The sequence below is a fragment of the Geodermatophilus sp. SYSU D01119 genome (assembly GCF_054049975.1).
This window is the reverse complement of record NZ_JBJGYL010000028.1, coordinates 59634-72414: the sequence shown is the minus strand read 5'-3', so window position 1 is coordinate 72414 and position 12781 is coordinate 59634. Positions and strand designations below refer to the sequence as shown.

Annotated in this window: 13 protein-coding genes and 1 pseudogene; 8 read left to right on the top strand and 6 right to left on the bottom strand. The window is 76.9% G+C overall.

Annotation, left to right across the window (positions count from 1 at the left end; translation table 11 throughout):
* Window positions 1-145 precede the first annotated feature (145 nt).
* From ACI79X_RS19260 to ACI79X_RS19245, 4 genes and pseudogenes are all read right to left on the bottom strand, one after another.
* Window positions 146-2458, bottom strand: coding sequence for a HelD family protein (locus ACI79X_RS19260; protein ID WP_457027026.1), 2313 nt, complete (start codon window positions 2456-2458; stop codon window positions 146-148).
* 98 nt (window positions 2459-2556) lie between these two features.
* A complete protein-coding gene (locus tag ACI79X_RS19255) occupies window positions 2557-2751 on the bottom strand; it encodes an alpha/beta fold hydrolase (protein ID WP_457027029.1) in 195 nt (64 codons plus the stop codon).
* A 134-nt stretch (window positions 2752-2885) separates the two neighbouring features.
* Window positions 2886-3311 (bottom strand): annotated as a pseudogene (locus ACI79X_RS19250) (alpha/beta fold hydrolase); the annotation flags it as partial.
* 8 nt (window positions 3312-3319) lie between these two features.
* Window positions 3320-3985: a hypothetical protein gene (locus tag ACI79X_RS19245; RefSeq protein ID WP_457027025.1), complete on the bottom strand. Its 666-nt coding sequence runs from the start codon at window positions 3983-3985 to the stop codon at window positions 3320-3322.
* Between the two features lie 248 nt (window positions 3986-4233).
* Here ACI79X_RS19245 and ACI79X_RS19240 point away from each other — a divergent pair, with 248 nt between their 5' ends.
* From ACI79X_RS19240 to ACI79X_RS19215, 6 genes are all read left to right on the top strand, one after another.
* Window positions 4234-4365, top strand: a complete 132-nt coding sequence (locus tag ACI79X_RS19240; protein WP_457027024.1) for a hypothetical protein — start codon at window positions 4234-4236, stop codon at window positions 4363-4365.
* A 142-nt stretch (window positions 4366-4507) separates the two neighbouring features.
* On the top strand, window positions 4508-5305 hold the full coding sequence (locus ACI79X_RS19235; protein ID WP_457027023.1) for an alpha/beta fold hydrolase: 798 nt from the start codon (window positions 4508-4510) through the stop codon (window positions 5303-5305).
* Window positions 5306-5315: 10 nt separating this feature from the next.
* A complete protein-coding gene (locus tag ACI79X_RS19230; RefSeq protein ID WP_457027022.1) occupies window positions 5316-7577 on the top strand; it encodes a SpoIIE family protein phosphatase in 2262 nt (753 codons plus the stop codon).
* A gap of 79 nt (window positions 7578-7656) precedes the next feature.
* Window positions 7657-7953: a hypothetical protein gene (locus tag ACI79X_RS19225; protein ID WP_457027021.1), complete on the top strand. Its 297-nt coding sequence runs from the start codon at window positions 7657-7659 to the stop codon at window positions 7951-7953.
* Window positions 7954-8094: 141 nt separating this feature from the next.
* Complete coding sequence (locus ACI79X_RS19220; protein ID WP_457027020.1) at window positions 8095-9264, top strand: acyl-CoA dehydrogenase family protein; 1170 nt, start codon at window positions 8095-8097, stop codon at window positions 9262-9264.
* Window positions 9261-10334 carry an acyl-CoA dehydrogenase family protein gene (locus ACI79X_RS19215; protein ID WP_457027019.1) on the top strand — a complete coding sequence of 358 codons (1074 nt, stop codon included), beginning with the start codon at window positions 9261-9263 and terminating at the stop codon, window positions 10332-10334. The genes ACI79X_RS19220 and ACI79X_RS19215 overlap by 4 nt, the downstream gene beginning before the upstream one ends.
* Before the next feature lie 28 nt (window positions 10335-10362).
* On the opposite strand, the gene ACI79X_RS19210 is transcribed toward ACI79X_RS19215, so the two are convergent.
* Together ACI79X_RS19210 and ACI79X_RS19205 are read right to left on the bottom strand one after the other, a co-directional pair.
* Window positions 10363-10983 carry an antibiotic biosynthesis monooxygenase family protein gene (locus ACI79X_RS19210; protein WP_457027018.1) on the bottom strand — a complete coding sequence of 207 codons (621 nt, stop codon included), beginning with the start codon at window positions 10981-10983 and terminating at the stop codon, window positions 10363-10365.
* 147 nt (window positions 10984-11130) lie between these two features.
* Complete coding sequence (locus ACI79X_RS19205) at window positions 11131-11274, bottom strand: hypothetical protein (RefSeq protein WP_457027017.1); 144 nt, start codon at window positions 11272-11274, stop codon at window positions 11131-11133.
* 17 nt (window positions 11275-11291) lie between these two features.
* Here ACI79X_RS19205 and ACI79X_RS19200 point away from each other — a divergent pair, with 17 nt between their 5' ends.
* Window positions 11292-12011, top strand: coding sequence for a type 1 glutamine amidotransferase (locus ACI79X_RS19200; RefSeq protein ID WP_457027016.1), 720 nt, complete (start codon window positions 11292-11294; stop codon window positions 12009-12011).
* Between the two features lie 22 nt (window positions 12012-12033).
* Window positions 12034-12768: an alanyl-tRNA editing protein gene (locus ACI79X_RS19195; protein WP_457027015.1), complete on the top strand. Its 735-nt coding sequence runs from the start codon at window positions 12034-12036 to the stop codon at window positions 12766-12768.
* Window positions 12769-12781: the final 13 nt, after the last annotated feature.

Genomic DNA, 12781 nt, shown 5'->3' with positions numbered 1-12781 from the left:
ACGCTCCGCCCCGATCTACCCCTCGACCCCCCCCCCGCCCACGCCGCCCCGCCCCCCCCCCCCCCCCCCCCCCCCCCCCCCCCCCCCCCCCCCCCCCCCCCCCCCCCCCCCCCCCCCCGGGTCCGCGGACTACACGGTCCGCGGACTACACGGCCGCGGGCTCCAGGGCCGCGAGCACGGCCGGCAGCGGGCCGGGGGAGAGCACCGTCAGCCGCTGGGTGGCGCGGGTGAGCGCGACGTAGAGGTCGTTGAGCCCGCGCACGCCCTCGTCGAGGACGCCCTGCGGGTCCACGACGACGACCGAGTCGAACTCCAGCCCCTTCGCCTCGACCGGCAGCAGCACCACCGGCCCGAGCGAGGAGTCGGCGTCCGGCCCCGACTGGACGTCCGGCCGCAGCTCCGCCAGCGCCGCCACCACCTCGTCGCGGCGGCCCGGCGGCACGACCAGCGCCGTCGTGCCCTCGCCGGCGGCCAGGTCCGCACCCACCGACGCCGCCCGCGCCGCCAGCCCGGACTCCCCGGTCACCTCGGCCACCGGCGGCGTCCCGCCGGTGCGCACCGACCGCGGCGGCCGCAGGCCGGTCCCGGTCGCGGCGAGCACGTCGGCGGCCACCGCCATCACCTCGGCCGGCGTCCGGTAGTTGACCGTCAGCTCCTCCAGCCGCCAGGCGTTGCCCACGTGCGGCGCGAGCACCGCCTCCCACCGGTCGGTGCCGGCCAGGCTGCCGGTCTGCGCGACGTCGCCGACGACGGTCATCGACCGGGTCGGGCAGCGCCGCACCAGCAGCCGCCACGCCATCGGCGAGAGCTCCTGCGCCTCGTCGACCACCACGTGCCCGAAGGTCCAGGTGCGGTCGGCGGCGGCCCGCTCGGCGGTGGTGCGCAGGTCCAGCTCGCGCTGCCGGTCGGCGAGGTCCTCGGCCGACAGCAGGTCGCCGGCGCTGAGCACCTCGGCCTCCAGGTGCTCGTCCTCGAGGTCCACCGACCGCGAGCCGTGCAGCACGTCGAGGGTCTCCTGCGCCCGGCGCAGCGCCCGCTGCCGGTCGCGGTCGGCGCGGGCGCGCTGCGCGCTGTCGTCGAACCCGAGCAGCTCCTCGGCCTCCTCGAGCAGCGGCACGTCGGCCGGGGTCCACGCCGCCCCGCGCGGGCGGTGCAGCAGCGCCCGGTCGGCGTCGGACCACCCGGGGGTGGCGGCGGCGATGCGCGCCGGGTCGGCGTAGAGGTCGGTGAGCAGCCGCTCGGGGGTGAGCACCGGCCACAGCCGCGCGAGCAGCGAGCGCACGCCGGGGTCCTGGGCCACCTCGCTGCGCAGCGCGGCGACGTCCTCGCGGTCGAGCAGGTCGGGCCCGGCCTGCACACCGGCGCCGATGCGGTCGACGTAGCGGCGGGTGAGCAGGTCCACGACCCGGCGCACGAACACCGGCCGGGCCAGGTTGTGCAGCGGGTCGGCCTTGCGGGCGGCGGCCTGCGCCCGGCTGACGTCGATCGGCCGCAGCTTCAGCGGGAAGCCGTCGACGACGACCTCCACCGGCGCGCCGGGCACCACCTGCCGGTCGCGGACGGCGGCGCGCAGCACGTCGACCATCTCCAGCCGCCCCTTGACCGCCGCGGTCTCCGGCGACTCCTCGCCGCGCGCGTCCAGGCCCGGCCGCAACTGCCCGAGCCCGGCCAGCAGCACACCGGTCTCGCCGAGGGAGGGCAGCACGTCGGCGATGTAGCGCAGGAAGGTCGGCGTCGGGCCGACGACGAGCAGGCCGCGGCGGGCCAGCCGCTCGCGGTGCGTGTAGAGCAGGTAGGCCGCCCGGTGCAGCGCGACCGCGGTCTTGCCGGTGCCCGGACCGCCCTGGACGACGAGCACGCCGGCGGCGTCGCTGCGGATGATCCGGTCCTGCTCGGCCTGGATGGTGCGCACGATGTCGGTCATGCGCCCGGTGCGCGAGGCGTCCAGCGCCGACAGCAGCGCCGCCTCGCCGGTCAGCCCCGACCCGGCGATGCCGGTGGTCAGCAGCTCGTCGTCGAGGCGGACGACGGTGCGACCGCGGGTGCGGATGTGCCGGCGCCGGACGATGCCCAGCGGGTGCACCGGCGTGGCCACGTAGAACGGCCGGGCGGCCGGCGCCCGCCAGTCGACCAGCGCCGGGTCGCCGCCCGGGTCGTCGGCGGGCAGGCCGATGCGGCCGACGTACAGGGAGCCGCCGTCGTCCTCGCGGTCGATGCGGCCCACGCACAGGCCCGCCTCGGCGGCGTCGAGGGCGACCATCCGCTCACCGTGGAAGCGGACGGTCGCGTCGCGCTCCTGCAGTGCCTGGGGGTCGACGGCGGGCCAGGTGATGGCCTGCTTCCACCGCTGCTCGGCCAGGGCCCGGGCGGCGTCGAGCCGGGCGTAGAGGTCGCTGACGTACTCCTGCTCGCGGGCCAGTTCTGGGTCGGGGACGACGTCGGACGGGATGGCCGGCAATGCACTTCCCTCGTGCTCGGGGTGGCGATCGGACCGCGCCGTACCGGAAGACCGGCACGACGGGCGGCCGTCCATCCTGCGCCGTCCCGGGCCGCGCGTCACGCGTGCGGGCGTGTCGTCTCCCGCACGAGCCCGTCCAGGCACGCGGCGAGCTCGGCGGGCCGGCTCAGCGCGCACAGGTGGCCGCCCGCCACCTCCCCGACCTCGAGGCCCAGCCGCTCGCGCGCCACCCGCCGTTGCAGGGCCGGCGGGAAGAACCGGTCGTCCCGCCCGGCCAGCACGCGGGTGGGCACGCCGGGCCAGGCGGGCAGCGGCCACGGCTCGGTGAACGGCGTGCCCGACTGCTCGAACGGCTGGCCGGCGCCGGCCGCCCAGACCTCCGGCGGGACGTCGTGGGAGAAGTCGCTGTCGAGGTCCTCGTCCTCGGGCCGGCCCTGCGCCCGGGCGAGCTCCGCGCGGGCGGCGGCGTGGCCGACCGCCTCCCACCACTGCCCGCCGGTCTCGCGCCGGGCCGCGGCACCATCGCGTTGAGCAGGACCAGCAGCCGCACCGGCCGGCGCGCGGCCACCAGCGGCGCCGTCAGCCCGCCCATCGACTGCCCGACCACGACGACGTCGCCGGCGGGGCCGGAGGTGGCGCCGACCGCCGCGTCCAGCGCGGCCGTCGCCACGGCCGCGTAGCGCTCGAGCCCCGCCGTGTCGTCGCCGGCCGGGAGGTCGACGGCCACCGCCCGGTGCCCGCGGCGCTCCAGCTCGGGGACCAGGCGGTGCCAGTACCAGGCGCGCCCGCCGGCGCCGGGGACGAGGAGGACGGTGCTCACGTCCTCCCGACCGGCGCCGGCCGCCGGACTCATCGGTCCGGTCAGAACAGGGTGCGCAGGGCCTCGGCGAAGGCGTCGGACGCGGCGTCGTCGTCGGCGGAGTTGCCGGAGAACTCGACCGTGCCCGACTCCGGGGCGGTGATGCCGGTGCTGGCGTTGTCGTGGTCGCCGGTCAGGCCGTAGCCGTACTCCACGCCGACCTCCCAGTAGGCCCAGCCGTCGGCCTCGGCGAAGACGTAGGTCACCGTCGCGTAGGCGTAGGAGGAAGGCACGGCGGCCTCGGACCAGTCGGCGTAGCCGTCGTCGTCGTAGTCGTAGGCCACGGCGTCGATGAAGCCGTCGTGGTCCGAGTCGGCGCCCCAGACGTCGGGCAGGCCGTTGTAGGTCGTGTCGACGCCGACCTCCTCGCTGTAGCCGTCCTCGTCGCTGTCGAAGGCGAAGGTGTCGGCCCAGCCGTCCCCGTCGGTGTCGACGGCGACCTGCTCCACGTAGCCGTTCTCGTCCCAGTCGATCGCCCAGGTGTCCTCGTACCCGTCGCCGCTGTCGTCGAAGGCGTACTGGTCGTAGTAGCCGTTGTAGTCGGTGTCGTAGGCGTTGTAGGCGTAGGAGTCGGCCGACGCGGTGCCGGCGGCGCCCAGGACCGTGGCCACCGCGGCCACGGGGACGGCGGTGCGGAGCAGCGTGCGGGTCAGGCGGGTGCGGGTCATGGCAGTGCCTCCTCGGTGGGGAGCCGTGGTCCGGCTCGCTGGGGAGGACGCTCGCGCGCCGCGCCTGCAGGGGACTGGGCCGCGACTGGGGAGCCGGCTTGCAGCCCGTTCCCAGTGCGCCGCCAGTGCCGCGTGGCGGGATGGAGGCGGAGTCAGGGGAGATCCGGAACCTTCCGCAACCCGCAGGACATCTCCCCGTCATCCCGGCTGCCTACCGTCGGGGGCTCCCGGACGACAGGGGAGAAGAGATGACCACGACCGTCACCGAGCGACCGACCGAGCGCACCACCGACCGGGCCAGCTGGACCTGCCCGAACTGCCAGGGCGAGACCACCACGGCCAAGAAGCGCTGCCGCGACTGCGGCACCTCCCGCTGGTGAACCCGGTGCCGGGCCCGTCGTCGCGCCCGGCACCCGGCTCCCAGCCGTCCCGCGCCGGTCGAGACCCCCGCTGACCTGCGGCCCCGCACCCGTGTGCGCGGGGACGGGGACACAGACGGCGGCGTCCGTTACGGTCGGTACGGTGAGTGTGATCACGCGGAACTGCGTGCGCGTGAGCGGCCCGCCGGCCGGCCGGCCCATGCTCCTCGCGCACGGCTTCGGCTGCGACCAGGCCATGTGGCGGGCTGTGGTCCCGTACTTCTCCGTCGACCACCGCGTGATCACCTTCGACCACGTCGGTTCCGGCTCCTCCGACGTCGCCGCCTACGACCCGCAGCGGTACGGCACCCTCGGCGGCTACGCCGACGACGTCGTCACCATCTGCCGCGAGCTCGGCCTCACCGACGTGGTCCTGGTCGGCCACTCGGTGAGCGCGATGATCGGCGTGCTCGCCGTCCAGCAGGCGCCGGAGCTGTTCGGGGCGCTCGTGATGGTCGGGCCGAGCCCGCGCTACGTCGACGACGACGGCTACACCGGCGGGTTCAGCCGCAGCGACATCGCGGGCCTGCTCGACTCCCTCGACAGCGACCCGGACCTCTGGTCGGCGGCGCTGGCGCCGGTCGTCGCCGGGCCCGACCACCCCGATGTCGCCGCCGAGCTGCAGCAGAGCTTCTGCCGCACCGACCCCGCGGTGGCCCGCCAGTTCGCCCGGGTCACGTTCCTGTCCGACAACCGCGCCGACCTGCCCGCCGTCCCGGTGCCCACGCTGGTGCTGCAGTGCACCGACGACACGATCGCGCCCGAGCCGGTCGGCCGCTACGTGCACGCCCACGTGCCCGGCAGCGCCTTCCACCAGCTGGCGGCCACCGGCCACTGTCCGCACCTGTCCGCGCCGGAGGAGACGGCGGCGGCGATCCGGGCGTTCCTCTCCCGGACCTGAGGGAGCGCCGGTGGAGGGGGAGCACGCAGCGGGCGGGCTGGCGCGGCTGCTGGAGGAGGACCCCGCCGACCTCTACGAGAACGCGCCCTGCGGCTACCTGTCGATGGTCCCGGACGGCCGGGTGGTCAAGGTCAACGGCACCTTCTGCTCCTGGACCGGCCGCGCCCCCGACGACATCCGCGGCAGCCGGCTGCCCGACCTGCTGAGCGCGGGCGGGCGGGTGTACTACGAGACGCACCTGGCGCCGCTGCTGCGGCTGCAGGGCGCGGTGCGCGAGGTGGCGCTCGACGTCGTGCGCGCCGACGGGTCGGTGCTGCCGTGCCTGGTCAACGCCGTCGAGGTCCGCGACGCCGACGGGCGACCGGTGCTGGTCCGCGCCACCGTCTTCGAGGCCACCTCCCGGCGCCGCTACGAGCGGGCGCTGCTGGCCGCGCAGCGGGCGGCCGAGGAGTCCGAGGCGCGCGCCCGGACGCTGCACCAGGTCGTGTCCGAGCTCGCGGCGGCGGCCTCCGCGGCGGACGTCGCCGACGTCGTCGTCCGCCGGGCGCGGCAGGCGGTGCAGGCCGGCGGCGCCGGCCTGTGGCTGGCGGTGGGCGGCCCGGGCCGCCCGGTCGAGGGCGGGCCGCTGCCGGTGGAGCTGGCCTCGGCCGACGGCCTGGGCCCGGACCTGCTCGCGGCGATGGCCGAGGCCGCCGGCGCGGGCGCGGAGCTGGTGCGCACCGGCGGGGTGCGCACGGTGCCGCTGGGCCCCGGGTTGCGGGAGCGCTGGCCGCGGCTGGCGGAGCTGCTGGCGGAGGCCGGACAGGAGGCGGTCGTCGTCGTGCCGGTGTCGGCCGCCGACGACCGGCACCTCGGGGCGCTGGTGCTCGTCCTCGGCGTCACCGACGACAGCGAGCTGATCAGCCTCGCCGAACCCGGCACCCGCGGGGCGCTCGCGCCGGCCGACGCCGACCTGCTCGCCACCCTCGGCCGCCAGGCCGGGCAGGCGCTGGAGCGGGTGCGGCTGCACGAGGAGACCGCCCGCCAGGCCACCCGCTCGGCGTTCCTGCTCGACGCCGCCCGGCTGATGGCCGCCGGCCGCGGGGTCCGCGAGACCAGCGAGGGGCTCGCGGAGCTCGCGGTGCAGCGGCTGGCCGACATGTGCGTCATCGACCTGGTGACCGAGCACGGCCTGACCGAGCCGGCGGTGGCACACGCCGACCCGGCGCGCCGGCCGCTCATCGAGGAGCTGCGGGACGTGCACCTGCCGCGGCGCGACGGCTCGCACCCGAGCGTGCAGGCGATGGTCGGCCGCCGGACGGTGTGGCTGCGCGGCATCGACGAGGAGACGCGGGCGCGGTTCACCTCGGGCCCCGGCCACCTGGGGATCTCGCGGGCGCTGGAGGTCACCGACCTCATCTGCGTGCCGCTGGTGGTCGAGAACCAGCCGCTCGGGGTGATCACCCTGGGCAACGACGTCCGGCGCGGCTCGTTCACCGAGGCCGACGTGGAGACCGCCGAGCAGCTGGCGCTGCAGATGGCGCAGGGCATGGAGGTGGCCGCGCGCTTCGAGCTGGAGTCGCGGACCTCGCACACGCTGCAGGCCAGCCTGCTGCCGCCGGCGCCCCCGCACCTGCCGGGCCTGGCGGTCGCCGCGCGCTACCTGCCGGGCAGCCGCGGCGCCGACGTCGGCGGCGACTTCCACGACGTCGTCCCGCTGCCCGAGGGGGACGTGGCGCTGGCCGTGGGCGACGTCGTCGGCCACGACGTCACCGCCGCCGCGACGATGGGCCAGCTGCGCAGCGTGCACCGGGCGCTGCTCGCCGAGCGCCCGGGCCCCGCCGAGCTGGTCGACCGGCTGCACGGCAGCTGGCCGCTGCTCGGCCTGCCGCGCATGGCCACCGCGCTGTTCGCCCGGCTCGACCCGGCCACCGGCGCGCTGCGGATCGCCTCGGCCGGGCACCTCCCGCCCCTGCTGGTGGCCGGCGGGCGGGCCGAGCTGCTCGACGTCGTCCCCGGCCGGTTGCTCGGGGCGCCGCCCGGCCCGGCGCCGGAGTGGGCCGGCGAGCTGCCCCGCGGCGCCACGCTGGTGCTCTACACCGACGGGCTGGTGGAGAGCCGCACCGCCGACCTCGACGAGGGCCTGGCCCGGCTGCGCACGGTCGCCGCCGACGCGGCCCGGGACGGCGGGGCCACCGACCCCGGCGTGCTGGCCGACCGGCTGCTCGCCGCGCTCACCGGCCCGCGCCGGGCCGACGACGTCGCGCTGCTGGCCCTGACCCGTTCGCCCTGAGCGCTGGACGCCCGCTCCCGGCGGGCGCACCATCCCGGTAGCGCCGGTCGCGCCGGCGCCCACCCGCGAGGAGGCGGCCGTGGGACCTGAGCCGGGGGACCTGTCCGACGCGCTCGACGGCGCGGGCGCCGACCTGACCGTCTCCGGGGACGCGATGCGCTGGTCGCCGGACCGGACCGAGGCCGAGCCGCCGTCGTCGTCCCGCTCCGGTCTCGACGTCGCCGCCGGGATCACGGAGTTCCTCGGCTTCGACCCGGCCACCGTCCGCCGGCTGGTCTCCGAGGCGGCCGGGCGGCTGGCGGTCGCCGCGGGGGACGCGGTGGCCGAGCTGCGCCGGCTGGCCGCCGACGCCTTCCCGGGGGACGACCGCCGCTGACCCGGACGCGGCTGACCCGGACGGCGCCGACCCGGATGCGCTCGCGGGAGTGGGACATCCGACACCCCCGCCCGCGGGTGCGGCACGGCGGTGACCTGTACAACCGACGGTGACCACTGCCACGCCGACGTGGGAGACCGCATGACCACCGACCAGCTCACCCTGGCGCCCGCGCCACCGTCCGAGGCCGCCGAGCGCGTGCGGCTCGAGGTACGGCAGTTCCTCGCCGAGGAGCTCGCCGCCGGCAGCTTCACCACGCACGTCGACACCTGGCTGTCCGGCGTCGACCCGGAGTTCTCCCGCAAGCTCGGCGCCCGCGGCTGGCTCGGGATGACCTGGCCGAAGGAGTACGGCGGGCACGAGCGCACCGCGCAGGAGCGCTACGCCGTGACCGAGGAGCTGCTCGCCGCCGGCGCCCCGGTGGCCGCGCACTGGATCGCCGACCGGCAGTCCGGGCCGAACCTGCTGCGCTACGGCACCGAGGCGCAGCGCAAGGAGATCCTGCCGCGCATCGCCGCGGGCGAGTGCTACTTCGTCATCGGCATGAGCGAGCCCGACAGCGGCTCCGACCTCGCCTCCATCCGCACCCGGGCCACCCGCAACGCCGACGGCGACTGGGTGGTCAACGGCGCGAAGATCTGGACGAGCAACGCCCACCACTCGCACTACGCGATCGTGCTGGTGCGCACCGCGCCGCCCGGCGAGGGCCCGCGCGGCAAGCACCAGGGGCTCACCCAGCTGCTGGTCGACCTGTCGCTGCCCGGCATCGCGGTCAACCCGATCCGCATCCTCGACGGCGGCCACCACTTCAACGAGGTCGTGTTCACCGACGTCGTCGTGCCCGGCGACATGCTGCTGGGCACCGAGGGCGCCGGCTGGCACCAGGTGACCGCGGAGCTGGCCTTCGAGCGGTCCGGGCCCGAGCGGTTCCTGTCCACCTGGCCGCTGCTGGCCGAGTTCGGCCGCCGCGCCGCCGCCACGCAGGACCCGGCGCAGCTGGCCACGCTGGGCCGGCTGTCGTCGCGCGCGCTGGCGCTGCGCCAGCTGTCGCTGCGGATCGCCGCCGCCCTCGACCGGGGGGAGCTGCCCGACATCCCCGCCGCGCTGGTCAAGGACGTGGGGACGACGTTCGAGCAGGACGTCGTCGACGAGGTGCGCCGGGTCGCCGACGTGCCGGCGTCGCTGGACAGCCCCGACCCGCTCGGGCGGGCGCTGGCCGAGGCACAGCTGCACGCGCCGGGCTACACGCTGCGCGGTGGCACCAACGAGATCCTCAAGGGGATCGTGGCGCGCGGGCTGGGGCTGCGATGAGCGACCAGGACCTGGTGGTCGAGACCGTCCGGGACATCCTCACCGGGCACGAGCCGTTCGTGCTCACCGCCGAGCGGGCGTGGGACGAGGGCCTGTGGGGCGCGCTGGCCGAGGCGGGCCTGACCGGCGTCGGGCTGCCCGAGGAGGCCGGCGGCTCCGGCGGCGAGCTCGCCGACGCCGTCGCCGTGGTGCGCACCCTGGCCGCGGGTGCGGGTGCCGTGCCGGTGGCCGAGCAGATGCTGGTCGCCGGGCCCGCGCTGGTGGCCGCCGACCTCGACCTGCCCTCGCCCGAGGAGCCGCTGACCGTGGCGTTCGAGGGCACGGTGGCCGCCGAGCCCTCCGACGACGGCGACGGCCCGGGCCGCTTCGCGCTCACCGGCACCGCCACCGACGTGCCGTGGGCCGGCGTCGCGCGGCACGTCGCGGTGCTCGCCACCCCGCCGGCCGGCATCGAGGGCGCGGTGCTCGCCGTCGTCGACGCCTCGGGGCTCCCGGCGTCGCGCGCGGTGAACCTGGCCGGGGAGCCGCGCGGGTCGCTGGTGCTCGACGGCGTCGGCGTGCCCGGCGCGCTGCTGAGCCCGGCGCGGGTCTCGCGGCTGCGCGCCCGGTACGCGCTGGCCCGCGCGGTGCAGATCTCGGCGGCGCTGGAGCAGGTGCTCGCCTGGACGGTGCAGTACGCCGGCGAGCGGGTGCAGTTCGGCCGGCCGCTCGGCAAGTTCCAGGCGATCCAGATGGAGCTCGCGCAGATGGCCGGCGAGGTCACCGCGACCGCCGCGCTCGTCGACGCCGCCGTGCAGGCCCTCGGCCGCGGTGAGGAGACCCTGCCCCTGGCCGCCGCGGCCGCCAAGGTGCGGGCCGGCGAGGCGGTGGAGCGGGTGGCCAAGCTCGCCCACCAGGTGCACGGCGCGATCGGGTTCACCCAGGAGCACCGGCTGCACCACCTCACCCGGCGCTGCTGGTCGTGGCGCGACGAGGCCGGCTCCGAGCTGACCTGGTCGCGCACCCTCGGCGCCGCGCTGGTGGCGGCCGGCCCCGACGACGTCTGGCCGGCCTTCACCGCCGTCGTCTAGGAACGTCCCCCCGCGTGCCCGGGACGGCTCACACCGTCTCGGGCACGCGCAGGTGGGCGAGGACGAGGTCGAACTCGTCGGCGTCGATGATCGCGACCTTCATGAGGCGGGCGAAGTCGTCGCGGCTGGCGCGCGCGTGGGTGCGGCTGGCCTCCATGCAGTCGCGGTCCTCGAAGACGACGGCGGAGGCGGCCAGCCCCTCCTCGCGGTCGAGGAACAGGCTCACGCTGCAGAAGCCGGGGTAGTCCTCCATGCGCGGCACCATGACCGAGCGGTAGGCGTCGAGGACCCGGTCGACGGCGGCCGGCTCCATGCGGAACCAGGTCACGCGGCAGCCTGCGCCCGAGGGCGACTCGGAGCGACGGTGCATGACGGCGATCTCCCAGTCGTGCACCTCGGGCGGGCCGCCGAACACCGACGCCGCGCGCTCGCGCAGCCCGCGGACGGCGTCGGCGCTGCCGCGCATGGCGTCGAGGTCGCGCCAGGCGGAGGTGACGATGCACCGGCCGGTGTCGCGGTCGGCGAGCATCGACAGGCCCACGCAGCCGGGCATCGCGGTGAGCGCGGGCATGACCTCGTCGACGACGTGGGCGATGCCGTCGTCGATGGTGGCGGGCGCGCCGGTGAGCGTGGTCGAGCGTGCGTACATGCCGTCCTCCTGTCGGGACGGCGGCGCCCGCGCGGCACCGCCGCGCAGGTCAGCGTCCTCGCTCTCGCAGGTCACCGGGAGCGCCTGCGCGACGCGCCCGGGACGTCCGTGACCGACCGTGCACCGACTGGTGCGGTGTGCAGTGGGTCACAGCCGGGTGACGTCCTCGCTGCGCCCGCGCGGCCCGTGGCGCGGGGGTCTCCGGCCGCCGGCCACGACCAGCCCGAGCACGTGGTCGCGGTGCGGGCGGTGGGGTTCGCGCGGCGCGGCCGGTCCAGGGTCGTCGCGCACCTGCCGATGGTGCACCCGTGACGACCGCTCTCGTCCTCGTCCACGACGCCGACCCCTCCCGCGGGCACCGCCTGCTCGGGACGCTGCGCCCGGCGCTGGAGGCGCAGGGGCTGGAGGTCGTCGTCGGCACGACCGTCGGGCCCTCGCCCCTGCTGACCGACCTGCCCGACCCGGCGGCGCTGCGCGCGCTCGTCGTCATGGGGTCCGGCGCGGCCGCCTACGACGACACCGTGCCGTGGCTGGCCGCCGAGCTCGCCTACCTCCGCTGGGCGGTCGCCGTCGGGACGCCGGTGCTCGGTGTCTGCTTCGGCGGCCAGGCGCTGTCGCGGGTGCTCGGCGGGGTCGTGGCGCAGGCGCCGGCCGGCGAGCACGGCTTCCTCGACGTCGAGACCACCGACCCGTCGCTCGTCCCGGCCGGCCCGTGGTTCGAGTACCACGGCGACCGGTTCACCGTGCCGCCCGGCGCGGTGCAGGTCGCGCGCACCGACCGCGCGGTGCAGGCGTTCGCCGCCGGCCCGCACCTGGGCGTGCAGTTCCACCCGGAGATCGACCCGGGCGCCTTCTCCGCGTGGGAGGAGACCTGGGAGCTGACCGGCCCGCCGCCGCCCGAGGCCGCCGCGCTGGTGCCGTCGCTGCGGCGGGAGATCGCCGAGCGGGCGCCGGCGTCGGCCGCGGCCTGCGCCCGGCTGGTGGAGGCGTTCCTGACCCGCGCGGAGGAGCGCCGTCCCGCCGCCTGAGCGTTCGGCAGGATGCCTCCCCGTGAGCGCTGACTCCCACGGGCACACCCACCGCCTCGACCTCGCCGACGCCACCGTCCGCGAGTGGGACGCCACCGTCGTCGCCGCCGACCCCGAGCAGGGGATCGTCCTCGACCGGTCGGCGTTCTACCCGGGCGGCGGCGGGCAGCCGCCGGACGAGGGCGTGCTGCTGTGGGGCGGGGTGCGCACCCGGATCGCCGGCACGCGCAAGGGAGACGAGCTGTACCTGGTGCCCGTGGAGGGCGACCCGCTGCCGCCGCCCGGCACGGCCGTGCGCGGCGCCCTCGACGACGAGCGGCGCACCGCGCTGATGCGCACCCACTCGGGGCTGCACGTGCTCACCGGCGTCGTGCTCCGCGACTTCGGCGCGAAGGTCACCGGCGGCAACATGGAGCCGCTGACCGCGCGGATGGACTTCGACCTGCCCGAGGTGCCCGCCGACTTCCGCGACCGCATCGCCGAGGCCGTGAACGCCGAGATCGCCGCCGACCGGCGCATCGAGGTGCGCACGCTGCCGCGCGCGGAGGCCTACGCCATCCCCGACCTCATCCGCACCGCGACCGACCTGCTGCCGCCCGACATCGAGCAGGTGCGCATCGTCGACATCGTGGGCCTGGACCTGCAGGCCGACGGCGGCACGCACGTGGCCTCGACGGCGATGGTCGGCCGGGTCGAGGTGGTGAAGCTGGAGAACAAGGGGCGCGGGTTCCGGCGGCTGCGGATCCGGATCGTCTGACGGCGCTGCGCCG